General features: G+C 74.1%; 22 protein-coding genes. 10 read left to right on the top strand and 12 right to left on the bottom strand.

All coding sequences use genetic code 11. The annotated features are described in order from the left end of the window. Positions 1-124: 124 nt before the first annotated feature. Positions 125-595 carry a hypothetical protein gene (locus ACZ4WZ_RS16650; protein WP_467890700.1) on the bottom strand — a complete coding sequence of 157 codons (471 nt, stop codon included), beginning with the start codon at positions 593-595 and terminating at the stop codon, positions 125-127. A gap of 17 nt (positions 596-612) precedes the next feature. Here ACZ4WZ_RS16650 and ACZ4WZ_RS16645 point away from each other — a divergent pair, with 17 nt between their 5' ends. From ACZ4WZ_RS16645 to ACZ4WZ_RS16625, 5 genes are all read left to right on the top strand, one after another. After that, complete coding sequence (locus ACZ4WZ_RS16645; RefSeq protein ID WP_467890697.1) at positions 613-1479, top strand: NADPH-dependent F420 reductase; 867 nt, start codon at positions 613-615, stop codon at positions 1477-1479. 169 nt (positions 1480-1648) lie between these two features. Then, on the top strand, positions 1649-1852 hold the full coding sequence (locus ACZ4WZ_RS16640; protein ID WP_007268031.1) for a cold-shock protein: 204 nt from the start codon (positions 1649-1651) through the stop codon (positions 1850-1852). A 141-nt stretch (positions 1853-1993) separates the two neighbouring features. Next, positions 1994-3406, top strand: coding sequence for a VWA domain-containing protein (locus ACZ4WZ_RS16635; protein ID WP_467890887.1), 1413 nt, complete (start codon positions 1994-1996; stop codon positions 3404-3406). A gap of 118 nt (positions 3407-3524) precedes the next feature. Next, on the top strand, positions 3525-4154 hold the full coding sequence (locus ACZ4WZ_RS16630; RefSeq protein WP_467890693.1) for a HutD/Ves family protein: 630 nt from the start codon (positions 3525-3527) through the stop codon (positions 4152-4154). Positions 4155-4207: 53 nt separating this feature from the next. After that, on the top strand, positions 4208-5083 hold the full coding sequence (locus tag ACZ4WZ_RS16625; RefSeq protein WP_467890691.1) for an RNA polymerase sigma-70 factor: 876 nt from the start codon (positions 4208-4210) through the stop codon (positions 5081-5083). Between the two features lie 23 nt (positions 5084-5106). Here the strand turns inward: ACZ4WZ_RS16625 and ACZ4WZ_RS16620 are convergent, their stop codons facing one another. Continuing rightward, positions 5107-5691 (bottom strand): YdeI/OmpD-associated family protein, encoded by a 585-nt coding sequence (locus ACZ4WZ_RS16620; RefSeq protein WP_467890688.1) that lies wholly within the window; start codon positions 5689-5691, stop codon positions 5107-5109. 185 nt (positions 5692-5876) lie between these two features. Here ACZ4WZ_RS16620 and ACZ4WZ_RS16615 point away from each other — a divergent pair, with 185 nt between their 5' ends. From ACZ4WZ_RS16615 to ACZ4WZ_RS16605, 3 genes are all read left to right on the top strand, one after another. Further along, positions 5877-6836 carry a PLP-dependent cysteine synthase family protein gene (locus ACZ4WZ_RS16615; RefSeq protein ID WP_467890686.1) on the top strand — a complete coding sequence of 320 codons (960 nt, stop codon included), beginning with the start codon at positions 5877-5879 and terminating at the stop codon, positions 6834-6836. Between the two features lie 85 nt (positions 6837-6921). Further along, complete coding sequence (locus ACZ4WZ_RS16610) at positions 6922-9480, top strand: ATP-grasp domain-containing protein (RefSeq protein ID WP_467890683.1); 2559 nt, start codon at positions 6922-6924, stop codon at positions 9478-9480. After that, complete coding sequence (locus tag ACZ4WZ_RS16605) at positions 9477-10736, top strand: MFS transporter (RefSeq protein WP_467890681.1); 1260 nt, start codon at positions 9477-9479, stop codon at positions 10734-10736. The genes ACZ4WZ_RS16610 and ACZ4WZ_RS16605 overlap by 4 nt, the downstream gene beginning before the upstream one ends. A 99-nt stretch (positions 10737-10835) precedes the next feature. On the opposite strand, the gene ACZ4WZ_RS16600 is transcribed toward ACZ4WZ_RS16605, so the two are convergent. Continuing rightward, positions 10836-11075 carry a DUF6296 family protein gene (locus tag ACZ4WZ_RS16600; protein WP_467890679.1) on the bottom strand — a complete coding sequence of 80 codons (240 nt, stop codon included), beginning with the start codon at positions 11073-11075 and terminating at the stop codon, positions 10836-10838. 99 nt (positions 11076-11174) lie between these two features. Then, positions 11175-12074, bottom strand: a complete 900-nt coding sequence (gene cynR / locus ACZ4WZ_RS16595) for a transcriptional regulator CynR (protein ID WP_467890676.1) — start codon at positions 12072-12074, stop codon at positions 11175-11177. A gap of 152 nt (positions 12075-12226) precedes the next feature. On the opposite strand from cynR, the gene ACZ4WZ_RS16590 reads away from it, so the two are divergent. Then, positions 12227-12685, top strand: coding sequence for a hypothetical protein (locus ACZ4WZ_RS16590; protein ID WP_467890674.1), 459 nt, complete (start codon positions 12227-12229; stop codon positions 12683-12685). On the opposite strand, the gene ACZ4WZ_RS16585 is transcribed toward ACZ4WZ_RS16590, so the two are convergent. Then, positions 12678-13997, bottom strand: coding sequence for an amidohydrolase (locus tag ACZ4WZ_RS16585; RefSeq protein ID WP_467890672.1), 1320 nt, complete (start codon positions 13995-13997; stop codon positions 12678-12680). The genes ACZ4WZ_RS16590 and ACZ4WZ_RS16585 overlap by 8 nt on opposite strands. 236 nt (positions 13998-14233) lie before the next feature. On the opposite strand from ACZ4WZ_RS16585, the gene ACZ4WZ_RS16580 reads away from it, so the two are divergent. Continuing rightward, complete coding sequence (locus ACZ4WZ_RS16580; RefSeq protein ID WP_007268044.1) at positions 14234-14407, top strand: thiazolylpeptide-type bacteriocin; 174 nt, start codon at positions 14234-14236, stop codon at positions 14405-14407. Positions 14408-14533: 126 nt separating this feature from the next. On the opposite strand, the gene ACZ4WZ_RS16575 is transcribed toward ACZ4WZ_RS16580, so the two are convergent. The 7 genes from ACZ4WZ_RS16575 to ACZ4WZ_RS16545 form a co-directional block, all read right to left on the bottom strand. Continuing rightward, positions 14534-16495: a TOMM precursor leader peptide-binding protein gene (locus tag ACZ4WZ_RS16575; protein ID WP_467890668.1), complete on the bottom strand. Its 1962-nt coding sequence runs from the start codon at positions 16493-16495 to the stop codon at positions 14534-14536. Continuing rightward, positions 16492-17247, bottom strand: a complete 756-nt coding sequence (locus ACZ4WZ_RS16570; protein ID WP_467890665.1) for an ABC transporter permease — start codon at positions 17245-17247, stop codon at positions 16492-16494. The genes ACZ4WZ_RS16575 and ACZ4WZ_RS16570 overlap by 4 nt, the downstream gene beginning before the upstream one ends. Then, entirely contained in the window at positions 17244-18212 is a 969-nt protein-coding gene (locus ACZ4WZ_RS16565) for an ABC transporter ATP-binding protein (RefSeq protein WP_467890662.1), read from the bottom strand. Before ACZ4WZ_RS16565 ends, ACZ4WZ_RS16570 begins: the two co-directional genes overlap by 4 nt. Before the next feature lie 104 nt (positions 18213-18316). Then, positions 18317-19423, bottom strand: coding sequence for a peptidase M50 (locus tag ACZ4WZ_RS16560; RefSeq protein ID WP_467890660.1), 1107 nt, complete (start codon positions 19421-19423; stop codon positions 18317-18319). Next, positions 19420-20487: a lantibiotic dehydratase C-terminal domain-containing protein gene (locus ACZ4WZ_RS16555; protein ID WP_467890657.1), complete on the bottom strand. Its 1068-nt coding sequence runs from the start codon at positions 20485-20487 to the stop codon at positions 19420-19422. The genes ACZ4WZ_RS16560 and ACZ4WZ_RS16555 overlap by 4 nt, the downstream gene beginning before the upstream one ends. Then, positions 20475-23252, bottom strand: coding sequence for a lantibiotic dehydratase (locus ACZ4WZ_RS16550; RefSeq protein WP_467890654.1), 2778 nt, complete (start codon positions 23250-23252; stop codon positions 20475-20477). Before ACZ4WZ_RS16550 ends, ACZ4WZ_RS16555 begins: the two co-directional genes overlap by 13 nt. Before the next feature lie 30 nt (positions 23253-23282). Further along, positions 23283-24830, bottom strand: coding sequence for a SagB family peptide dehydrogenase (locus tag ACZ4WZ_RS16545; RefSeq protein WP_467890652.1), 1548 nt, complete (start codon positions 24828-24830; stop codon positions 23283-23285). Positions 24831-24841 lie beyond the last annotated feature (11 nt).

Here is a 24841-nt window from a genome sequence, read left to right as displayed (position 1 = left end):
GAAGAGTTGGAAAGCGAGAGGGGGTCCTGGGGGAAAGCGGCGCGAAAGGAACCAAAGAGGAAGGAGGAAGAAGGAAGAGGGGGCCCCCCGGGGTGGCGGCCCCCGCTCGCGTCGGCGGACCCGATCAGTCCGTGATGGAAGTGATCTTCTTCGTCCGCAGGTCGGCCTGCACCCGGATCTGGGTCGTGGAACTCCCGCTCCAGGTCAGGGTGACCGTGGCGTTGGTCTTGCCCGCCCCGCTGCCCGTGGAGGTCACCTTCCACTCGACCGGGACGTTCTGCGCGCGCAGCACGCCGTTGGCGTGGTGGGCGTCCTCCCACTGCCTCAGCTCCCGCTGGAGGGGCTCGGAGAGGTAGAAGGAGCGCAGCCGGTCGGCCGTCGCGCCGTCCCCGTCGTACACCGCGTCGACGTACGAGCCGTAGAAGTCGGCGATCCGGGTGAAGGCCCCCTCCGGGCTGCCGGAGACCGACGGCGGCGCGGCGGCGGTCGCCGAGGTGGTGGAGACGAGGGCCAAGGAGAGGGCTGCGGCGCCCGCGGTGGCCGCGAGGGCGATGGAGAGGGTGCGCTTGGTCGGGGGCTTCGGGAGCTTGGGCATCGATCGGTACCTTTCCCGTGCTGGGTGCGGGCCGGTACGGTCCCCGGCCCCGCAGGGAAGGACGGTTCCCGCGTACCGGCCGGTTGTCGCCGAAGGGGGAAACGGCGGGATCTCAGCTGTACGGGCCACCGCCGGAGCCATGGCGTGCCGGCGCGGAATGCGGCGGCCGGGCGAAGGGTTGGGGCAGGGGGCGCACCCGTTCCGTACGCACTGGAGGGCTCATGAAGATCGGCATCGTCGGCGCCGGCAACATCGGCGGCAACCTCACCCGCCGGCTCACCTCGCTCGGACACCAGGTCCGCGTCGCCAACTCCCGCGGCCCGCAGACCCTCACGGCCCTCGCGGAGGAGACCGGCGCCACCGCCGTCACCGTCGCCGAGGCGGCGCACGGCGCCGAGATCGTGGTGGTCACCATCCCCTTCAAGAACATCCCGGACCTGCCCGCCGGACTCCTCGACGGGGCGGCCGACGGCTTCACCGTCATCGACACCGGCAACTACTACCCGCGGCAGCGCGACGGCCGGATCGCCGCCGTGGAGGACGGGGGCCTGACCGAGAGCCGCTGGACCGAACGCCACCTGGGCCACCCCGTCGTCAAGGCCTTCAACGGCACCTACGCCGCCGACATCATCGACCGGCCGCGGCCGGCCGGAGACCCCGGGCGGATGGCGCTCCCCGTCGCCGGTGACGACGAAGCCGCCAAGAAGACGGTCCGCGCGCTCATCGACGAGCTCGGCTTCGACACCGTCGACGCGGGCGGCCTCGACGAGTCCTGGCGGCAGCAGCCCGACACGCCCGTCTACGGGCTCCGGGGCGGCGTCGAGGCGGTCACCCGGGCCCTGGCCGAGGCCTCGCCCGAGCGTACGGCCGACTTCCGCGGCTGACGCCCGTACGCCCGATCGACGTAACGCTCCGCGATTACGGAGGCGCCCTGTGCTACGGTCGGGACAGTTGCAGGTGTGGTTCCCAGAGTTCTTCGAACGGGGTCAATCAACCCGGCGACGCCGGGTCCGCACAGTGCGGCTCCGGGTACGGCCCCGAAGGAGAATCGATATGGCGTCCGGCACCGTGAAGTGGTTCAACGCGGAAAAGGGCTTCGGCTTCATCGAGCAGGACGGCGGCGGCGCCGACGTGTTCGCCCACTACTCGAACATCGCCACCCAGGGCTACCGTGAGCTCCAGGAGGGCCAGAAGGTGAACTTCGACGTCACCCAGGGCCAGAAGGGCCCGCAGGCCGAGAACATCGTGCCCGCCTGAGCACTGATCGACCCGCTCGACCCGAGCGACGCCGGGGCCCGCACCCAAGGTGCGGGCCCCGGCCGCGTCCGAGCACCGCTTTCCGTTCCCATTCGGCCCCGCGGAGCCGGACCACCGGGCAGACTGTCCGACGTGACGACAATGAGCAAAGGCGCCAACCTCCCGGTCGCCGCCCCCTCGGTCAGAGCCGTGCTCGGCTGGTCCGCCGGGCCCGGAGTACCCGACGTCGACGCCTCCGCGCTGCTCCTGGCAGCCACCGGACGGGTCCGCTCCGACGGGGACTTCGTCTTCTACAACCAGCCCCGGCACGCCTCCGGAGCCGTACGCCACCCCGGCAAGCAACCGGGCTCCGACACCCTCGACGTCGACCTCGCCGCCCTGGAAGGGGACATCGAGCGGGTCGTCCTCTGCGCCTCCGCCGACGGCGGCACCTTCGGCCGCGTCCCGGGTCTGCACCTGCGCCTGCTGGACGCCGCCTCCGGCGCCGAACTGGCCCGCTTCGACATGGAGGCCGGGCCGGAGACCGCCTTCGTGACCGGCGAGCTCTACCGGCGGGCCGGCGCGTGGAAGTTCCGCGCCGTCGGCCAGGGGTACGCGAGCGGCCTCGCGGGACTCGCCACCGACTACGGCATCACCGTGGACGACGCGCCCGCTCCCGCGGCCGCCCCCGCGCCCCGGCCTGCCCCCGCGCCCGCGCCGGCTCCCCGCCGGGCCTCCACGCCGGCTCCCGCGCCCGCGCCCCGCAGGGCTCCCGCGCCCGCCGCCGGTGCGGGTGAGGCGGTCGTACGGCTGGTCAAGGGCGAGGAGTGGCTTCCGGAGGACATGCGGGGGCGCCTGTCGCTGCGCAAGAAGCAGGTGGCCGTCAGCCTGAGCAAGGCCGGCGCCCAGGGCGTCACCGCCCGCGTGGTCCTGGTCCTCGACGCCTCCGGGTCGATGAGCGCCCTCTACGCGCGCGGCACCGTCGCGAACGTGGTCGAGCGGATGGCCGCCGTCGCCGCGCAGCTCGACGACGACGGCGAGATGCAGGCCTGGACCTTCGCCACCAACCCCGCCCGGCTGCCGGACCTCGCCATCGGCGACCTGCCCGAGTGGCTGCGACTGCACGTACGCATCGGCCAGATGAGCCTCTTCGGCCGCAAGAAGCCGGCCAAGGGGCTGGTCCCGGGCCAGGTCGACATGCGCCAGGTCGGCTTCCAGAACGAGGAGCAGAAGGTCATCGCCGAGGTGCGGGACTTCGTGCGCTCCCACCCCGTGCCGGCCCCGACCCTGGTCCTCTTCTTCTCCGACGGAGGGGTGTACCGCAACGACGAGATCGAGCGGGAGCTGCGGGCGGCCGTCGAGGAGCCGGTGTTCTGGCAGTTCGTCGGCCTCGGCCGCGCCGGCTTCGGCGTACTGGAACGCTTCGACACCATGCCCGGGCGCCGCGTCGACAACGTCGGCTTCTTCGCCGTCGACGACATCGACAAGGTCTCGGACCAGGACCTGTACGACCGGCTCCTGTCGGAGTTCCCGTCCTGGCTGCGGGCGGCCCGGCAGGCGGGAATCCTGCGCTGACCCGCCAGGGCCTCCTCCCGGTTCCTCCCGCACCTCGCACGGGCAGCCCGGCGAAGGGGCCGTGACGACAGGGCCTAGGCTCGAGGCGGTACGCACCCGAGGGAAGGAAGCCCCCGTCATGCCCGGCCCCGCCGAGTTCCGGATCCTGCGCGCCGCCGACCGTACGGCCGTGCCGTGGAAGAACCGCGGCGGTGTCACCCGCGAGATCGCGGCCTGGCCCGAGGGCTCGGGGACCGCCGGCTTCGCCTGGCGGGTCAGCCTCGCGGAGGTGGAGGCCGACGGGCCCTTCTCGTACTTCCCCGGCGTCGACCGGATCCTCACCCTGGCCGAGGGCGCGGGCATGGACCTCACGGTCGGGGGCGAACGGCGTCTCGTCGACGAGCGCCACGCGCCCCGGCACTTCCCCGGGGACCGGGCGACCGACTGCCGGCTGCTGGCCGGCCCGGTCGTGAACTTCAACGTGATGTACCGCCGGGACCAGGTCCGCGCCCGCACCGCCGTCGTACGCGGCGAACTCGCCCTCACCGCCCAGCCGGACGAGACCCTGCTCGTGGCCGCCCTGGAGGGGCGGGCGGTCCTCCACCTCCCCGGGAACCCGGGTGGCGGCGTCGAACTCGGCCTCCACGACGCGGCCCTGGTCGCGCACCCCGTGGACTGCGTGATCCGCACCGAGGGACGGCTGGCCGTCGTGGGCGTGCGGCTGCGTGCGGACCCGGACCGAGCGGCTTCGCCGTCGTCCTCCAACTGAGCCGCGGCGGGGGCGGGGTGGCCCGGCCGTCGTACGCCGGGCAGAATCGGACGGTGATCACGAGCGAACCCGAAACGGATCCCTTCAACGAACACCGGCGGCTGTTGTTCGCCACCGCCTACCGCATGCTGGGGACCGTCAGCGACGCCGAGGACATCGTCCAGGACGCCTGGCTGACCTGGAACAAGGCCGACCGGTCGGAGGTCCGTCACCCCAAGGCGTACCTCGTGCGGACGGTCACCAACCTGTCCCTGAACCGGCTGACCTCGGCCCGGGCCACGCGGGAGGAATACGTCGGCCCCTGGCTGCCGGAGCCCCTTCTCACCGAGCCCGACGTGGCGCAGGAGCGGGAGCTGGCCGAGAGCGTCTCCACGGCCATGCTCGTCGTCCTGGAGACGCTCACCCCGGTGGAGCGCGCCGTCTTCGTGCTGCGCGAGGTCTTCGGCTACTCGCACGCCGAGATCGCCGGCTTCCTGGAGCGCCCGGAGCCGGCCGTCCGGCAGATCTCCCACCGCGCCCGCAAGCACGTCGCCGAGCGCCGCCACCGCTACGACTCCGACAGCGCGCAGCGCGAGGAGATCACGCAGCGCTTCCTGAGCGCCTGTGCCGGGGGAGACCTTAACGCCGTCCTCGAGATGCTCGCCCCCGACGTCACCGCCTGGTCCGACGGCGGCGGCAAGGTCACCGCCGGCCGCCGGCCCGTGTACGGCGCCGACCGCGTGGCGCGCTTCCTGCTCGGCGTGCTGGCCAAGCCCGCCATGGCCGGGGTCACCGTCACCCCGGCGGTCATCAACGGCGAGCTCGGCGTCCTCGTCCTGGCGGGGGAGGAGCCGATCGGCTCGTGCACCTACGACCTGGAGGGCGGGCTGTTCCGCAACATCCGCATCCAGGTCAACCCCGACAAGCTGGCGGGCCTGCGCCGAGGCTAGGTGTGGGGTCCGGAAGAGACGGCCTAAGCCCCCGCCGGGCCTCCGGTGCGCCGGAGCGTGTCGAGGGCCCGGTCGAGGCGGGCCCGGCGGGTCTCGGGGGTGAGCGCCTGGAGCAGCGGCAGCGCCAGCTGGTAGCGGCCGGACCGGTCGAGGGCCTCGAACGCCGACCGGGCCCGGGGGTCCGCCTCCAGGGCGGCCGCCAGGTCCGGTGGGACCGCCGCCGTGCGCTGGGACTCGTACGCCGCCGCCCACCGCCCGTCGGCCTGTGCCCGGCGCACCTCGGCGAGGCCCGGTTCCCGCATCCGGCCGGCCGCCGTGAGCGCCGCGACCTTCTCCACGTTCACCTGCGACCACAGGCTCCGGGGGCGGCGCGGCACGTACTTCTGGAGGTAGTACCGCTCGTCGTGGGAACGCCGCTGGCCGGAGATCCAGCCGTAGCAGAGCCCGACGTCCACCAGTTCGTCGTCGGTGACCGTCGGGATGCCGGACTTCTTCTTGGCCACCTTGATCCACACGCCCTCCGTACGCGTGTGGTGCCGCGACAGCCAGCTCTCGAAGGCGTCGGCATCCGCGAAGGTGACGACCTCCACACCGTTGATCTCGTCCATGCGGTCCAGGCTAGCGGCGCGGTATGACAACGGCCGGTGCTCCGTTGGCCGTTCGGGCCCGTTCCTCGATCGCGGGCGCGCGAGCGGCACTCGAGTCCGGCCCGAGCCGGGCACCAATCGCGCGCTACCGCGTCTGGCTACTTTTCGGAGACCGACCGCACGCACAGCACCAAAGGGGTTGGCACGTGAACCACGCGCGCACCACCCGCCGCATCGCGGCATCATTAGAGGACCTCGTGGGCGACACCCCGCTGTTCCGCCTCCAGCTCGACGGCCTGCCCGACACCGCCCGCGTCCTCGCCAAGCTGGAGGCGGCCAACCCGCTGTCCAGCATCAAGGACCGGGCCGCACTGTTCATGCTGCGGGCCGCCGAGGAATCCGGCGCGCTCCGGCCCGGCGCCACCATCATCGAGTCCACCTCCGGCAACACCGGCATCGCCCTGGCCGCCCTCGCCGCCGCCCGCGGCTACCGCTGTCTGATCGTCCTCCCCTCCAACTCCTCCCGCGAACGCGTGCTGACCCTGCGGATGCTCGGCGCCGAGGTGGAGTTCACCGACCACGCCCTGGGCTTCGCCGCCTGCGTCGAGCACGCCGCGAAACTGCACGCCGAGATGCCCGGCTCGTGGTACGCGCGCCAGCACGAGAACCCCGACAACGTCCGCGCCCACTACGAGACCACCGGCCCCGAGATCTGGCGCGATGCCGGAGGCCGCGTCGACTACCTGGTGTGCGGGATCGGCACCGGCGGCACCCTCACCGGATGCGCCCGCTACCTGCGCGAACACAACCCCGGCCTGAAGGTGGTCGCCGTCGAACCGGCGGGCTCCGCGCTGCTCTCCGGCGGCGAACCCGGCCCGCACGGCATCCCCGGTCTCAACGGCGGCTTCATCAGCCCCGTCACCGACCTGCACCTCATCGACGAGGTGATCGCCGTCGAGGACTCCGACGCCGCCGCCACCACGCGCGCCATCGCCGCACGCTCCGGGCTCCTCGTCGGGATCTCAGCGGGCGCCGCCGCGTACGGCTGCCTCGAACTGGCCCGCCGGCACGACCTGTCGGACGCGGTCGTGGCGACGGTGTTCCCCGACAGCGGCGAACGCTACCTCAGCTGGTGGCCGGAAGAGGACCCCGCCGGCCCGCGGTGAGGCCGGAACCCGCCCCACCCCCCGTCCCTACCCGAGTACGAGCCCGGAAAGATATCCCTGCCGCCGCAGGGGGAGATGAGAGCGAATGAACCCCGAGCGCACCCTGCTGCTCGTCGGTGCGACCGACGAGACCGTGCGGAAGGCCCACGACCTGGGACTGAGCGTGCTGCTGCTCCAGCACCCGACCAAGGTCAGCGAGGAGCAGAACCGGCTCGCCGCGGCCGTCGAGGTCGTGGACTTCACCCAGTGGGAGCTGATCGAGCCCCTGGTACGCGCCTGGCACGAGAGCCCCGGCTTCGCCGCGTGCGTCTCCCTGACCGAGCCGGGGCTCGAGAACGCGGGCCGGATCAACGACCTGTACGGACTGGGCGGGACCGGCTACGAGGTCACCGCCCGCATCCGGGACAAGGCCGCCATGCGGCGGTACGTCGCCGAGCACGACCCGGAGCACGCCGTCGGGGCGCAGTCCCTGAAGACCCGTGAGGACCTGGACGCCTTCGGGGCCGCCTACGGCTTCCCGTTCATCGTCAAGCCCGTCGACGCCACCGCGAGCATCGGGGTCATGCGGGTGGAGGGCCCGCACGACGCCGACCGGGTGTGGGCCGAGGTCACCCGGCTGTCCGGCACCCGCACCGACCGGGTCTCCTCGCTGTTCGTCCTGAAGGACTTCCTGATGGAGGAGTTCCTGGACGGACCCGAGTACAGCGTCGAGTCCTTCAGCTTCGGCGGCCGCCACGTGATCGTCACGGTCACCGAGAAGTTCACCGCCGACGGCCACTTCGCGGAGCTCGGCCACGCGGTCCCGGCCCGGCTGTCCGACGCCGACGAGGAAGCGATACGCGACGGCATACGCGGCTTCCTCGACGTGATGGGCCTGCGCGACGGCGTCTGCCACACCGAGGTCCGCCTCACCGCCAAGGGCCCGCGCGTGATCGAGGGCCACAACCGGATCGGCGGGGACTCCATCCCCGAGCTGGTGCGCAGCGCCTTCGGCGTCGACCTGGTCACGCTCGCGGTGGCCCACCCCTTCGGCCTGCTCGAGGAGCTCCCCGACCGGCCGCAGGCGCACGGCGGTGCCAGCGTGCGCGCCCTGATTGGGACGCCGGGCAGCCGGGTGGAGTCCATCGCCGGGATCGAGGAGGCCCGGGCCGCCGAGGGCGTCATCTCCGTCACCATCAGCGCCAAGCCCGGCGACGACGTCCGGGTGCTCCAGGACAACTGGGACCGGCTCGGCCTGATCGCGGTCGCCGCCGAGGACACCACCGCGGCGATCCGCCGCGGGGCCGAGGTGATCCGCGACGACATCCGGATCACCCTGGCCCGCACCGACGGGGAGACCGTGCTCGCGCAGCCGTCCGAGATCGCCCCGCGCGAGAACCTGCTGATCCTGCACCGCAACCCGCTGGAGCCGTTCCCGTACCGCTCCTGGCTGCCGGACCACACGGGCGACATCGTCGTCCTCGCCGCCCGTGACAAGATCGAACTGGCCGGTGAGAAGGTGCCGGACGGCACCCTCGGCTACACCCGCCTGGAGATCTTCGACGACTTCGACGCGGAAGAGGTCGACGCCCGCGCCCTCGAACTCATCGCCGAGCACAACATCACCGGCGTGACCGCGCTGCACGAGGCGGACATGCTGCGGGCGGCGCGGCTGCGCGAGCGGTTCGGGCTGCGCGGCGCCTGGCACGACGACGTGATGCCGTTCCGCGACAAGGCGCTGATGAAGACCCGCGCACAGGCCTCCGGCATCGACGTGGCGGCCTGGGTCCAGGCCCGCACCGCCGACGAGGCCCGCGAGTTCGCCGCCGCCGAGGGCTTCCCGGTGGTGTTCAAGGAGCGCAGCGGCTTCAACGCGGTCGGCCTGCGCATCCTCCAGGACGAGGCCTCCTTCGAGGAGTGCCTGACGGAGGTGTACGCGGCCGGAGAGCGGGACGACGTCCTGCTGGAGGACTTCGTCCCGGGCCGCATGTGCCACGTCGACGGCGTGGTGCGCGACGGCCGGGTGGCCATGGCCTGGCCCTCGCAGTACCAGTACGACCTCTCCTCCTTCGCCTCCGACCCGGGCCCGCGCATCGACCTCACCCTCGACGAGGACGACCCGATCACCCCGCGGCTGCTCGACCTCGCCGAGCGGGTCCTCGCCTCGCTGGCCCCCGCCGGCTCCCGGCTGCGCGACCACGCCTTCCACATGGAGGTCTTCCACACCCCGGACGACCGCCTCGTCATGTGCGAGATCGCCTGCCGGCCCGGCGGCGCCAAGATCCGCGAGGTCTTCCACAGCCTGTTCGGCGTGCACCTCGGCGGGTACGCCGTCCGCGCCGACGCCGGCCACGAACTGCACCCCGAGGTACGGCGCGGCGGTGACTCGGCCGGGCTGCCGAAGCCGCGGCACATGGCGGGGCAGCTCCTCATGATGAAGCGGCCCGGCCTGGTGCGCGAGCTGCCCGCGGTGCCCGAGCACGACTGGCTGGCCGGGTTCTGGCTCTACGCGGAGGAGGGCCAGGTCATCGCGCCCGCCTCGGGTTCCTCCGACTTCCTCGCCGCGGCCGTGGGCACCGCGCCGACCCGCGCCGAGGTCGAGCGCCGGCTGCGCGAGCTGGGCGAGTGGGTCCGCGAACACAGCGTGATCGGCGACGAGTCATGACGGGGGCCCGCCTGTCGGCGAAGACGCGGTACATGCTGGGCATGGTCGTCGACGCCACCGGCGCCGGCATGTACCTGCCCCTGTCCCTGCTCTACTTCCACCACGTGACGGGGCTGCCGCTCACCCAGGTGGGCACCCTGATGACGGCCGCCGCCGTGATCGGCCTGATCAGCAACCCGGCGGCGGGCGTCCTCATCGACCGCTTCGGGGCCAAGGCCGTCGTCACCGGCGGGTACCTGCTGCGGGCCGCGGGCTTCTGCACGTACCCGCTGGTGGACAACGGCTACACGATGTTCGCCGTGATCCTGCTGGTCGCGCTCGGCGACACCTCGTACCCGCCGGCGATCCAGTCGTTCATCGCCGAGTTCGTGCAGGGCACCGAACGGGACAAGCTGCTCGCCGCGCAGCGCAGCCTGCGCAACGCCGGTCTGGGCGTGGGCGGTCTGGTCGCGGGCGGGGTCCTGGCCCTCGGCAGCGACGCCTTCTACTACGTGATCGTGTTCGGTACCGCCGCCGGGTACCTGCTGGCCGCCGCCTGCTTCGGCTCGATCCCGATCGCGAAGGCGGCCGCCCCGCTGGTCAGGACGTCCCGCAAGGGCGGCTACCGGCTGGTCGCGCGGAACCGGCCGTTCCTGGCGCTGACCCTGCTCAACGTGCCGACGGCGTTCGGCTATACGGTGCTCGCGATCGGCATCCCGGCGTACGTCACGCAGGACCTGGGCGCGTCCACCTCGCTGGTGGGCGTCCTGTACGCGGTCAACACGGTCGGGATCGCGCTGCTCCAGATCCCGGTCACCCGGGCGCTCGTCGCCTACCGCCGCTCCCGTGCGGTGTCCCTGGGCGCGGCGGTGTTCGCGGCGTCGTTCGTGGTGTTCGCCGTACTCGCCGCGGTGGGGGACAAGACCGTCATCCTGATCGGCATCTTCGCCGCGACGGCCCTGTTCACGGCGGGGGAGCTGATGCACGGCGCCACGGCGTCGGCCCTGTGCGCGCAGGCCGCGCCCGAGGAGACGCGGGGCCGGCACCTGGCCGTCTACCAGCTCTCCTGGGCGGTGCCCAGTGCCCTGGCCCCGGCCGTCCTGACGGCCCTGCTCACGCTGTCGCCGACGGCGATGTGGCTGGTCCTCGCGGCGGGCGCGACGGTGTCCGCCCTGGGCGTCCTGCGGCTGGAGCCGAGGCTGCCGGAGGAGGCGGTGTACCCGGCTCCGCGTCAGCGTCCGGTGCCGAGCACGCCAGCGGAGCCCGCGGCGGCCTGACCCGCCGGATACCCCCGAGCCCCCTGCCGCCGCGGTGACGCGGCCCGGCAGGGGGCTCGCGCGTACCGCGACGCCGGGGCCGGCGCGGGGACCGGTCAGTCAGCCCTCGGCGTCGGGCAGCCGGCGGGTCGAGGTGGGGTGCGCGAGGGCCTGGTGGCCGCCCGAGGGGAGCATGCGGACCTCGTCGCGGTCGCTGATCTCGGCGCGGACGATGCCCGTGGCGTCGGCGTAGACCGGGTGGCCGCCCGGTCCCGCGGAGTCGGTGCGCTCCAGGACCACGGTGTCCCCGCCCGTCCCGTCGCTGCCGGGAAACGTCAGCTCGTACCGTCGGACGCTCATGACTCCATCGTGGGCCGAGCGCGCCCGCCCCGCCTTTTGACTTTGCCTTTACTTTGCATTGTGCGCCGGGCCCCTTCCGCGGCGCCAGCCCGCGGGGGGCTACTCCCCCTGCCCCGCCGGGGCGTAGCCCCGGGCCAGAGCGGCGAACGCGCGGGCGGCGGCACTCTGGTAAGGGGTGTCCCGCCGGAGCAGGGTGACCGTGCGCGCGGGCGGGGCCGGGTCCAGGCGGATCCGGGTCAGGCCGGGCTGTTCGAGGACCACGGCGCCGGGCAGGACGGTGGCCAGCCCGGTGCGCCGTACGAGCTCGGTCACCGCCTGGACGGAGTCGGCCTCGACCGCGACGCGGGGGCGCACCCCGTGCGCCGCGCAGTAGGCGTCCACGTGCCGCCGGGTCGCGAAGTCCCCGTTCAGCAGCGCCAGCGGACGGTCCGCCAGGGCGGCCACCGGCAGCGCCGCCGCGGCCGCCGGCGCCGCCGGGGTGGCGGAGACGACCAGGGCGAGGGTCTCGGTGAAGAGCGTGGTGGCCGCGATCCCCGGCAGGTGGGGCCCGGCGAACGCGATCCCGAGGTCGGCCCCGTCCGCGAGCAGGGCCGACTCGATGCGGTCCTGGGCCATCTCCCGCACCTCCACGGTGATGCCGGGATGTGCCGTGTGGAGGGCGCCCAGCAGCGGGCCGAGGAGGTACGCGGTGAAGACGGGGGCGAGGGCCAGGCGGAGGTGGCCGCGCGAGAGGTCGGCGACGTCGTGGACGGCCCGCTCCGCGGCCGCGAGGTCCCGCAGCGCGCGGCGCGCGTGGTGGGCGTACGCCTCGCCGGCGTCGGTCAGCCGCACCGTTCGGCCACCGCGGTCCAGCAGCCGCACGCCCACCGTCCGCTCCAGCTGCTTGATCTGCTGCGACAGGGTGGGCTGGGAGATGTGCAAGTCCTCCGCCGCGCGCGTGAAGCTGTGGTGCTCGGCGACCGCGAGCAGGTAGCGCAGGTGACGCAGTTCGAGGGCCATGACGCCCACTATAGGTGGCATCGATGGGAGTCATGCTTTAGGGCGCTGGCCCACTATGACGCCAGGTCAAGCCAACGCGCTCACCCTCATGACCCGTGGAGGGCCGCCGGACGTGCGCACTAAGATCGCTTACTCATTCGCGAGGGAGAAACATGCGCAAGCTCATCACCGGTTCCGTCCTGACGGCCATGACGGCCCTTCTGCTCACCGGCTGCGGCGGCGCGGCGGGGGACAAGGGGGCCGAGGGGAAGCCAGCCGGCGCGTCCGCCGCGGCGCCGTCCGCCGGCAAGCCGAAGCCGTCCGCCGAGGAAACGGCCGTCAAGCACGAGGTCACCCTGGAGGTCCTCGGCACCGGCACCACGCAGGTGTACTACAACCTCGACACCAACAAGATGGAACAGGTCACCCTGCCCTGGAAGAAGACCGGCACGGTCACCCTCACCACCGCCGCCGAGAAGCGCGCCGGCACCACGGTCTCCGTCGTCCCCGGTTCGGTGACCGGTGCCGACGGCCTGCTCCACGCCGCGGAGTGCGTGATCACCGTCGACGGCAAGAAGGTCGCCGACAACGGTGGCGGCAAGACCGGCATGTGCCGCTACGACATCAAGTAGCGGGACTCCGAGCCCCGTCCGTCCCCGCCCGCCGGGTCCCTTCCGCGCCCTCCGCGCCGGGCGCCAGGCAGGCCAGGGCCGCCGCCGTCAGCGCGTCCACCCCGGCGGGGAGGGCCGTGCGCACGTCCGGGGCGAAGTCCGGGGCGTGGTTGGCGGGGAGGGCCGCCAGCTTCCCGGCCGCCCCCTCACCGGGCGCCGCGGCCCAGGCGGCCGGCCCGATCACCCCGAGCATCCAGTAGGCGAGCCGTACCCCCCGCGCGCCGTGCACGTGCCGCCCCGCGTCGCCGAACAGCCCGAAGTCCTCCGTGGCGAGGGACGGCGGCCACATCGCCACCCGCTCCGCCCCCAGCCGCGCCGTGTGCGCCGCGCGCACGGCGGCCGTCGTGGCCGGGTCGGGGTGGGTGACGGGGGAGGCGCCCGTGCGGACGATCTCCGGCTCCCGGGGGCAGCCCGAGGCGGCGCACTCGGCGCGCACGATCCGTTCGACCGCCTCCGCGGCCCGGGCGAGCGCGGCCTCGCCGGCCGCCCGTACGGTGATCCCCAGCTCGGCCCGGTCGGGAACGACGTTGGCCCGCTCGCCGGCCCGCAGCGAGCCCACGGTGACGGCCACCTGCTCCGAGGGAGCCGCCTCCCGGGCCACCACGGTCTGGAGCCGGGTCACGACGTGGGCCGCCGTCACCACCGGGTCCACGGTCAGGTGCGGGGCGCCCGCGTGTCCGCCGCGCCCGTGCACGACCACGCGGAAGGTGACGCTCCCGGCGGTCATCGGCCCGTACCCGTGCGCGACCATCCCGGCGGGCAGCGGCGCGGCGTGCTGCGCGAGGACGGCGTCCGGGTGCCCGACGCGCTCGTACAGCCCGTCGGCCAGCATCGCCCGCGCCCCCTCCAGGGTTTCCTCCGCGGGCTGTCCCACCACCACCAGCGTGCCCTGCCAGGCCCCGGAACCGGCTCCCGCCAGCAGCGAGGCGGCCCCGGCGGCCGCGGCCAGGTGGAGGTCGTGCCCGCAGGCGTGCGCCGCGGGGCCCTCGCTCGCGTACGGCAGCCCCGTGCTCTCCCGGACCGGCAGCGCGTCCAGCTCGGCGCGCAGCACGACCGTCGGCCCCGTCCCGCGGCGCAGCACCCCGGCCACGCCGTGGCCGCCGATCCCGCGCGTGGTCTCGTACCCGGCGGACTCCAGCCAGTCGGCGAACCGGGCGGCCGTACGCTCCTCCTCGCCCGACAGCTCGGGGTGGCGGTGGAGGTCCAGGTACAGGGTCGTCAACGGCCGCAGGAGCGGCGGGAGTCCGGGGAGCCCGGCGGCGGAGACGGTCATGACGCCATGCTCGGCCACCGGCCCGGTGGCCGGACTGTCAGAACGCTGACACTTTCTGTCAGGGGAGTGTCAGGAGATGGACGGGTGAAGTGAAGGCGCGACCGGTTTTCCTGGAAGGGCACCACAGGAAACCGGCCGGAACACACGGACGGCAGACCGCCGGTAGCACCAGAAGCACCAGAACCAGCTGCGCCGACCACGCCGGCTGAACCGCCCGAACCATGAAGGAGAGTCCCATGGAGAAGTCGCCGCTCGCCTCGCTCGCCGACGAGATCCTGGAGCTGGAGTCGGAGACCTTCGAGATCTCGGACTACTCGGACGCCAGCGAGGTCGTGCTCGCCGGTTCCACGAGCTGCAGCTCCACCTCGACCTGTTCCTCCACCACCAGCACCACCTCCTGCAGCGCCTGACACTCCCGGCGCGGCACCGCACACACCGGATGCCCCGGACCCCGCAGGAAGGGGTCCGGGGCATCCGGCACGCGTCGTGGCCCGGAAGGGGCCCCGGGCGGAGCCCGGGGCCGGGGGGCCGGGGGGTCAGGGGAACGGGTGCGGCACCATCCGGATCTCCGCGTCCGTCAGCGGGCTCCCGCGCAGCCCCGCCCGCACGGCCGCCGTCCGCAGCCGGGGCATGTACGGGGCCCGCTGGCGCGACCAGCCGAAGTCGATCGGCAGCAGACCCGGCACGATGGCGCACACCGTGCTCAACCCCATCCGCCGCTGCTCCGGCGTGGTCTGGTCGACGACGATCACATCGTGTCCGGCGCCCGTCAGCTCCCGCACGCACAGCAGCAGGTCGTCCCGCAGGTCGCCCGTCCTCGGACGCCCTCCCGCCTCCCAGTCCGCGTACAGCTCCGCCATGGACCGCACGGCGAGCGGCTCGCGGTAGGTCCGCGCGTGCGGGGCCATCGCCGGCAGCCCGTACAGCTGGGCATGGTCCTTGAGGTGCCTGACCCGCCCGAAGTCCCGGGTCATCTCCTCCAGTTCGTCCTGCCGCTCGGCCACCTGCCGGGGCAGGTGCGGGATGTAGGTGAGGACCTCCGACAGCGCGGCCTCCACCGCCGACGCCGGATCGAGCGCCGCGCCGGCGCCGAAGGAGTACAGCCCCGGCCCGCCGTCGCGCCGTACGGCCAGCCCCGTCACCACGGGCACCGCGAGGTCGATCCGGTTGTCGAAGGCGTGTACGTCGTACCCCTGGAGGGCCGCCCGGTCCACCATCATCCGCACCGCCGGCCCGGGCACGGTGTCCAGGTCGATCTCCGTCAGCCGCTGGCCGCCGTACCAGGCGAGCAGGAAGGCGTCCCGCTCGATCAGCTCCAGCAGGGCGCCCAGCAGCGCTTCCTCCGGGCAGCCGCCGATCGCACAGCCGTTGGAGCACTCGAAGACGAAGTTGTCGGCGGCCAGGCCCGCGCTGTAGTAGGCCAGACGCGCCGGAACCAGCACCGGCCGGTCGTCGCGCAGCGAATGCCCGTACACCCAGGGGATGGGCCGCTCCGGGTCGAAGGGCGACACCATCGGGTCGTCCCGGTAGGTCTCGGGCGGGTAGAAGCCGCACTCCGCCGGGTTCAGGGCCCGTTCGCCCAGCTCCGCGTAGGAGGCGGTGAGGGCCTCGGCGCCGGTGCGGCGGTGCGTGCCCGCGTACCGCTCCAGCCCTTCCAGGAAGGCGAGGTCCCGGCTGGCGGAGAAGCTGTTGGCCTGCCCGCTCCAGGTGACGTCCGTCAGCCCCGCGTAGCCGCGCATGAACACGCTGCCCGCGACCGGGGCCGTGGTCGGCGAGGTCACGTTGATCCAGGTGCCCCCGCCGAGCACCCCGGTCACCGGATTGGCCAGCGCCTCCCGCGGCACGGGGTACGAGGACGCCTTGCGCAGCCGCTGCGCGTCCGGGGCCGGCTTGGGCCGGGAGGCGGGGGTGAAGGGCAGCGGCGCGGCCGCGGCCCGCGGCCCGCAGTCGGGGCAGAGCGGGTCGGCGGCCAGCGGGTACGTGCGCACCTGGAGGGTCTCCAGGTCCAGCCGGGACACCTGCGGCAGGGCCCGGTCGGCGGCCACCGCGCCCGGGGCCCGTGCCTCACCGCCGGCCACCGCCGCGTGCAGGGCCACCACCGCGTCCAGCACGTAAGGCGACAGCAGGGGCCACTGCGCCGAGACGGGGGTGCGCGGACCGCTCCCCGTCTCCAGCGCGTCCCGCTCGCTCTTGCTGCGCAGCCGCTGCCAGCGCATCGCGAGGCACTGCCCGCAGGCGGGGGCGGTGCCGTCGCCGCCCCAGGGCCCCAGGAGCACGGCCTGGGCTCCGAGGTGGACGGTGGCGGCCGGGCGGACCCCGGCGAAGGGGTCGGCGGTACGCGGCCCGAGGGCGTCGTGCACCCCGAGCGTGACCACGTACGGCGCCGCCGCGCCCGGGGCGGCGGCCAGCGCCCGCTCCAGCCGGCGTCGGGCCGTCTCCAGTGCGGTGCCGTCGGGGGCCGCGGCCGCCGATACGGCCTCCGTCGCGGTAGCGGTCATGACTGGTCACTCCAGCGGAAGGTCTTCAGCCCGATCCCGCCGAACAGGAGGGCGAAGCCGGCCAGCGCCGCGCAGCCCGTCCCGATGGCGGCGAGGGAACCGGAGCCGGTGAGGGCCCCGGAGGCGGCGTCGTTGAGGTAGCGCAGCGGCAGCACCCGGGAGACCGACCGCAGCCAGGACGGCATCATGTCGAGCGGCAGGAAGGAGCCCGACAGGAAGGCCATCGGCACCATCATGCAGTTGGCGATCGCGGCGACGGCCTCGGGCGTCCTGGCGTAGTTGCCGACGATCACCCCGATCGCCATGAAGGCGGTGATGCCGAGCACCAGCGCGGGCAGCACCAGCGGCCAGCGCCCGTCCAGTTCGAGCCCGAACCCGGGCAGCATCGCGACGGCGATGAACACCGCGGCCTGCACCACGCCGACCACGAGGGCCAGTACGTAGCGCGAGGCCAGCACCGTGGTCAGCGGTGTCGGACTGAGCCGGATCAGCCGGAGCAGGTCGTCCCGGCGCCACTGCATCAGGGTGAAGGCGATCCCGAAGACGGCGGCGTTGGCCACGCCCCACGACATCACGCCGGGCGCGATGTACGAGATGTACGGGCGGCCGCTCTGCTCCACGTCCTGGCCGCTGAAGATCAGGCCGAAGACCACGAGGAAGAGCAGCGGGAAGGCGAAGGTGAAGAAGAGGGTGGCCTTGTCCCGGACCTGGGCCCGGTAGCCGGCGGCGGTCAGTGCCGTGTAGGCGCTCATGCGCGGGACTCCAGGGTGTGAGCGGGGGCGTGGGCTCCGGCCTCGGTGCGGCCGGTCAGCTCCAGGTAGACGTCCTCCAGGGTGGCCGTACGGGTCATCACGCCGTCGAGCCCGGTGAGCGCGTCGACGGCCTGGAGCACCTTGCCGGGGACCGAGGTCTCCAGCACCAGCGAGCCGCCCTGTTCGCTGACCCGCTCCACCCCTTCCAGCGCGGCGGCCTCGGCCCGGCCGATCCGCCCTTCGGGCACCAGCAGCCGGGCCCGGGCCCCGGCGGCGGTGATCAGCCGGTGCGGGGAGTCCAGCGCCGCGATGCGGCCGCCGACGAGGATGGCCACCCGGTCGCACAAGGCCTCGGCCTCGTCGAGGTGGTGGGTGGTGTAGACGATGGTGCGGCCCTCGCCCTTGAGGGCGCGCAGCACCTGCCACAGGTCGCGGCGGGCCTGCGGGTCCAGCGCGGCGGTCGGCTCGTCGAGGAAGATCAGCTCGGGGTCGTGGACCAGGGCGGAGGCGATGGCGAGCCGCTGGCGCTGGCCGCCCGAGAGGTTCTCCACCAGGACGTCGCGCTGCTCGGTCAGCCCGACCACCTCCAGCGTGCGGTCGGCGGCGGCCGCGTCCCTGCGGTACAGCCCGGCCACGGTGGCGAGGTGCTCGCGCGCCGTCTGCCGGACGAAGAACGCCGAGGCCTGCGTCTGGACGCCGATCCTGGGCAGCAGGGCCGTGTTGCGCGGCCAGCAGCTCTGGCCGAGGACCTCGACCGTGCCGGAGTCCGGCCGGCGCAGGCCCTCGAGGATCTCGATGAAGGTGGTCTTCCCCGCGCCGTTGGGGCCGAGCAGGCCGAAGAACTCGCCGCGGCGCACGTCGAGGGAGAGGCCGTCCACGGCCTGCCGGTCGCCGTAGCGCTTGCGGACCTCCCGGACGGAGACGGCCACGGGCGCGTCGGGCGGTGAGGTGCGGTCAGTTGTCATGGGCGTGCGGTTCCCTCGGTGTCGGAATCGGGTGGGGGGGACGAAGGGCCCTGCCGGGGCCGGCGGTGCTCGGGAGAGCGCGGCCGCCCCCGGCGGACGGGGGCTCAGGATCTGATGACGAAGACGGCGGCGGCCGCGAGGAGCCCGGCCAGGAGCAGGACCAGCACGGCCGAGCCGATCCCGTAGCCGAGGTAGAGCCGCCGGGCCCGTACCGGGTAGGCGGCCGCCGCGCCGCGGTCCCGCAGCCGCAGCCGCAGGTACGCCGAGCTCGCGGGCGCCAGCCGGGTCACGCGCAGCGCGTGCCCGAGCAGCGTGTAGCCGTCGAGCGGCGGCAGCGGGACGAGGTTGACCAGGGCCTGGGCGCTGCCGAGCAGCAGCAGCGCGCCCAGCACCCGGCGGGTGGGATCGCCCGCGGGCAGGGCCGCCCACCAGGCGCAGAAGGGCAGCAGGAACAGGAGGTTGGCGAAGGCGCCCGCGCCGGCGACGGCCAGCTGGTCGCGGCGGCGCGGCAGGTAGCGGTAGTTGTCGACCCGGCAGTACATGATCACCATGGGCAGCCGCCAGCGCAGCCCGATCTCCCCGACGGTGCCGCCCACGTGCCGGGCGGCGATCCCGTGGGCGAACTCGTGCAAGGCCGTACTGAGCCACAGCAGCGTCGCCACGGCCAGCAGCGGCACCGGACGCGACAGCAGCCACCCCAGGTCGGCCAGGAGCCCCCCCGCCGAAGCGGCCAGCCAGCCCTCCATCGCGAGGAACACCACCAGCAGCGCCCCCAGTACCGCCGGCCGCAGGGCCGGCCGCAGGAAGCGGTGCAGCCGCGCCGTGGTGGCATCGGCGTCCGCGACCAGGCGCAGGGTCCCGCGCAGCAGGGTCCCGGTCCGCTGCGGCCCGGGACCGGCCTCCGCCTCCGGGACCGGTCCGCCCGCCAGCAGCCGGCGGGTCCCGAGCAGCCCCAGCAGCTGCTGCCAGTTCCGCTCGCCCAGGCGGCGCCCGAAGGCGTGCCCGTACGCCTCACCGATCTCCGCGAGGCTCCGCGAGCCGTCGAGGCGCGATACGAGGAAGTACTCCTTCGGCCCGATCTCGAACGCGGCCCCCGACACCGGGTCCTTGACCAGGTGGACCACGGCGGGGCCGTTCAGCAGCGGCGGTGACAGCAGGACCCCGGGCCGCAGCGCGGGCCGGTGCTCCAGCAGTCCCGAGGGGGCGGTCACGGCACGACCGTCCCGGCCGCCTCCGCGCCCTCGGCGGCCCCCTCCCGCAGCACCCGGCCCAGCAGGTGCGCCAGATAGGCCTCGTCCCGGATGGTCACGTGCAGCCGGTTGTTGGTCATGTGCATGTACGGGGACAGCAGCAGGGGCAGCGCCACCGCCGGATCCGTCACCCGCTCGTCACGGCTCCCGTCCCAGGACCGGAACACCAGCTCCCCGCCCACGGCCAGGGCCTCCGCGCGCCGCCGCAGCTCCCGGCAGTGCTCCGCCCAGCCGGCGAGGAAGCCCGGCAGCCGGCCGGTCTCCCCGGAGCCGAGCGCCTCCAGCACCGCACCGAACCGCCGTCCCAGGGCGGGGCCGGTCTGCTCGTACGTCCGGTCGTACTCGACGGAGCCGATGAACCCGGTGCCGGGGAACGCGCGGTGCCAGAACTGGTAGTAGCTGTCCAGGTAGTCGCCGAGCTCCTCCCGGTCGGGCAGGAACACCGCCGCCATCACCATCATCAGCTGCGCGGAGGTGCCCAGCAGCACCGTCCGCAGGTGCAGGTTCATGGAGCCCAGGGCGTCCATGACGAGATCGCTGGAGTGCGCGAAGTGCCACTCCGCGAGCTCCACCCCGGCCGGGCCGCCGTACTTCCCGTACTCGGGTTCGTACGGTTCGTAGGAGAAGGAGTTGTTGGGCCGCAGGTTCATCCGGCCGTCCTCGCCCATGAAGGCGGCCCGGTCCCCCTCGGGGAACTCGATGTCGAACAGGGTGTTGTAGAACTCGTTGAGGAAACCGGAGTCCACCTCGTACAGCGCGGGCCGGGCCTTCAGGAACGCCGACACGGCCTCCTCGGCACGGCGGCGCACCTCCGGCTCCGCCTCCGGGCTCACCGGCCGCAGCCGCAGCCGTACGTGCGGACCCTCCAGCCAGTAGTTGATGAAGAAGTGCCCCGCCAGCAGCCCGTCCGCCGTGAGGGAGGCGATCAGCGGCCGCACGCACTGCACCAGCAGCGGCTGCGGGTTGGCGGCGTAGAAGACGTGCACGGCCTGCCACGCGCCGCGCGTCGGGGTCAGCTCTGGCATCGGGGTGCTCCCTCCGGGGTCCTGGTGGTCGTGGTGAAGGTCTCGACGGCGAGCTCGGCGACGTGCTCGCCGCGTGCCGACCGGGTGTGCAGCCCGCCGGGGTCCGGGAGCATCTCCCGGAAGACGACCCGGTGGCCGCCCTCCCGCAGCAGCGGCTCGAACGCCGCCAGCGACAGCAGGCTGGAGAAGTCCACGTACTGCGGTTTGGCCCCGAGCGCGGAAGGACCCGCCGACACGGTCGCGAACACCCGCTCCGGCAGCCCGTGCGCCCGGCGCCACCGCTGCCAGTCCAGGAAGTGTCCGGCCTCCCGCGCGCCGCGCGCCGGCAGTTCGCCCGCCGTGGTGCTCCAGCTGCGCCGGCTCAGCACCAGGTCCCCGTGCACCACCCGCGGCCGGGTGGTCACACCGCCCTGCGGGACGCCCTCCGGCACCCCCGCCCAGACGTCCAGCGGGGACATCGAGGACGGCGAGAGCAGCAGCAGGGTGCGCGGTACCGCGGGCAGCGCGAGCGGCACCAGGTACCCCAGGTAGACCGGGATCACCTCCAGGCCCAGGCGCCGGGAACGCAGCACCACCCGCCCGGTGTCGGGCACGTGCTCGGCGTACAGGTCGTCCAGGCGTAGCAGCCGGTCCTCGGGCAGGGTTCCGCTCTCGCCCGGGCAGACGATCTCGTACTCGGTGAGCCGGCCGTGCAGGTTCAGGTTGGTGGTGACCGCGCCGCCGGTGACCTCCGCGAACACCGCGCCGGGCGGCGTGACCTCGGCGGCCGTCGCGCGCAGCTGCCCGTCCAGCCCGTCGGGTTCCGGGTACAGGTGCGTGAACCGGCTGAAGGGGAAGGAGAGCCCGCCGTACGAGCGGTTGAGGACCGTCAGCTCCGCCCCCGTCCGCGGGTCCCGCGCCAACTGGACGTGGTGGCAGCGCGGTGCGAACCCGGGCACCACCGGCTCCAGTTCACCGGCGACGGCCTCGACGTCCTCCTCGGAGAGCCGCAGCTCGCCGTCCCCGCCGTGCTCCAGGTACGCCGCCCAGTGCGCCCGCATCCGGCCCGTGAAGGCCCGCCGCGCCGCGTCCAGGGCCCGGATCCCGGGAAGGCCCAGCCAGTTCTCCTCCGGCACGTACTCGCCGCGCGCGTCGAAGGGCGTACGCCGCGCCGTGAACGACAGGTACTGGTCGAAGAAGTCCTCGTGGAAGTCGTGGACCAGGCCCAGCAGGTCTTCGCAGCGGCCGCCCCGGCCGTAGCGGGCCGTGAAGAACCCCTCGAAGGTGATCCGCTGCGCCACCGTGAGGTCGAAGGCCGGCAGGATCCGCTCGACCGAACGCAGCGAGCCGCCGCCCGCACCCGGCTCCGCCCAGGCCGGGGGAGCCGCCGCCAGATCACGGCCCGCGCTCGTGTCCTCGTAGACCAGCGTCTGCGGCAGCGGCGCGTCCGGCGGCGCGCCCAGCTCCTCCTGCGCCCGGCGCAGCGCCGCGCGCAGACCGTGCAGGAGCTCGCGGCGCTCGGCGCGCCCGGCGAGCGGATAGCGTTCCAGCAGCCGGGCCGGCTCCTCCAGCAGCGCCGCCAGCTCATCGGCCCAGGGCCGCTCCAGGCCGGACAGGGCCCGCTGGAAGGCGCGTACCGGATCACCGCCGTGCACCTCGGTGTCCAGGCACGGCACCCGCACCATGCCGAGCTGGAGCAGGGCCCCGATGTACGCCTCGCACTCCTCGGGGGAGGCCCCGTGCTCCGCCGCCAGCCAGTCGGCCAGCTCGTGGTGGCGCAGCTCCGGCCCGCCCCCGCCCGGCCGGTCCTCCGCCTGCCGCGCCCGCTCGGCGAACAGGGCCAGCAGCCGGTCCAGGGTGCCGCTGCGGCGCAGGAAGAACAGCCGGTCCTTGACCGCGTCGAAGGTCACGGCGGCCGTGTCGTCGCCGGCCGTGACCGAGCGGCGCACGTACCGGATCCGGTCGTCCTCCCGGCCCCAGCCCGGCGCCGGGCGCAGCGGCAGGTCCCGGCGGCGCACCGGGTCGGCGACGATCAGCTCGGCGAGCCGCGCCAGCACCACCACGTTCAGCCGGACATGACTGCTCCAGGTGTCCTCCACCCGGATCCCGTCCGCCCCCGCCTCCGGGGTGAACCGGCCGGTCGCCACCCCGGTGAAGGTGCTGAAGGGACTGGTCTTGCAGGCGGTGCGGTAGAGGTACGAGAGCACCGAGCGCTCGGCCTTGCGCGCCCGGCCCGCCGGCTCCGCGCCCCCGGCGGTGGCCGCCGTGTACGCGTCGAGCTGTCCCTCCAGCACGGGCGAGGCCAGCAGCAGGCCGTGCCGCAGCCGGTCGTCGTCCAGCAGCCCGCGCAGCGCGGCCCGGCCACGGACGAGGTCGCCGGCGAGCAGCGGCTCTCCCTCGGCCAGCAGCTTCTCCAGCTCACGGGTCCGCCGCAGCCAGAGCGCGAGCCGGTCGCCGGCCTCCTCCTCCAGACCCGCCACCGCCCGAAGGGCGGCCTCGGGATCGGCGGGCAGGCGCCCGTTGTGGATCTGGCGGCGCAGCCGCAGCAGTTCCCGCCGGTGCGCGGCGCCCGGCCCGCCCGGCTCCGGATCGGTCGCGCCGACCGCCCGGTGCAGGACCTCGCTCAGCCACTGCGCGTCCGCCCGCAGCGCGTCCTCGGCCGCGAGCACGTCGGCCGCCCAGCGCCCGGTGTCCCCGCAGCGCAGCGCGTCGGCGGCGGCCAGGGGCAGCCCGGCGACGCGCAGCATGAAGCGCTCGCCGGTGTGCCATTCGGTGGTGGTGTTCATCCTGGTCTTCCTGCTTCTCTCGTCGCCCGGTCAGGCGATCTCGTGGCGGAAGTCGGCGGGCCGCGGCCGCTCGTGGCCGAGCAGCATGATCAGCAGCGGTGCCTCGTCGGTGCCGGCCAGCCCCAGCCGCTCGGCGTAGGAGACGTTGTCGAAGCCCAGCGCCACGCCCGCGCCGAGCCCGTGGGCGGCGGCCGTCGTGTAGAAGGTCTGCGCGATCGCGCCGACGGCCGCCCCCACGAGGCGGTAGCCCCGGTCGCCCACCGCGTCGAGGACCGCCGTGGTCCGTACGGTCGGCACCAGCACGGCGCCCGCCTGCTCCAGGTTGTAGTTGGACAGGAAGTAGTTGGCCTGGAGGAAGGGCCCGGGCGGCCCCGGCACCACCAGCCGCAGCGCGTGGGCCCCGGCGTCATAGGCGTAGCTGCCCGGCTCGATCCCCTCCACGTGGTTGACGAAGACGTACAAGGAGGCCAGCGAAGGCCCGCCGGGCCGCTCCGCCTCGCTGCCGGGCCGGGTCGCCGCGCAGTCGGCCAGCGCCGCCGCCAGCTGCTCCGCCGTCACCGCCCGGGTGGCGTCGAACCGGCCGAAGCTGCTGCGCCGGGCCCGCAGCGCGGCGGCCTCCTCCACCGCCGGCGCCGCCGGGGCCGGCAGGGGGACGGGCCGTCCGCCCCGCGGCGGGTACGCGGCGGCCGCGTCCAGCACGCCGGGCGCCGGACGGTCCCCGGCCCGGCCGAGGGTGGCCCCGTGGATCCGCTCCAGCGTCTCGAAGGCCAGCACGGTCCGGGAGCGCTCCGCGTCCCGGTGCCGGACCTCCGCGCCGGCCGACGGAGCCGCCCCGCCGTGCCGCTCCGCGCCGCCCTCCCACTCCAGGGGGAGCACCGCGAAGACGCCCTCCTCCCCGGGCTCGGTGCCCAGCAGCCGGGCGAGCCGCTCCTCGTCGAACCAGAGCGCGGGCGCGATCCGCAGTCCGTACGCCCTCGCCCACAGCCGCCAGGTCTGCACCAGGGCGCCCACGTCCATGCTGACCGCGTGGAAGGAGAAGCTGTTGTACTTGAAGGAGTTCTGCCAGTACTTGACGCTCAGCACCAGGTACTGGGAGCAGCCCTCGCCCGGCCCGTGGCCCAGAGCCTCCCGCACGTCACCGGTGACGTCGCCGGTCAGCAGCCGGCGCAGCCCGTGCTGGTGCGGGGCGTAGTGGTACAGGCCCGGGGTCAGGGGCCCGCCCGCACCGGCCGCCCAGTACACACCGACCGGATACAGTCCGCCGCCCGAGGCGGTGCCGCGCGACCAGTTGGCCTGCGTGTAATGGGGGAGCGCGGCCAGGTCGGTGTTGGCCTGCACGCCCAGGCGCCGGCCGGTCAGCCCGTACGACTCCTGGAGCATCCCGGACAGCAGGGGCAGCGTGAACCCCGGTGCGGGACGCGGCCCGTCCGCCGGATCCGGCAGCGGCAGGGTCTCCGCGTCCGGGTAGTACTTCGCCTTGCGGGGACGGTCGGCCCAGTCGGGCACGAAGTCCACGGGCTCCATGGGCACCCGGCCCCGGTACATGATGGCGCTGGCGTAGTCATGGGCGTAGCCCACGGGTCCTCCTC

This window comes from Streptomyces sp. NPDC029122, from assembly GCF_055569445.1.
This window is presented reverse-complemented; position numbering and strand designations above follow the sequence as displayed.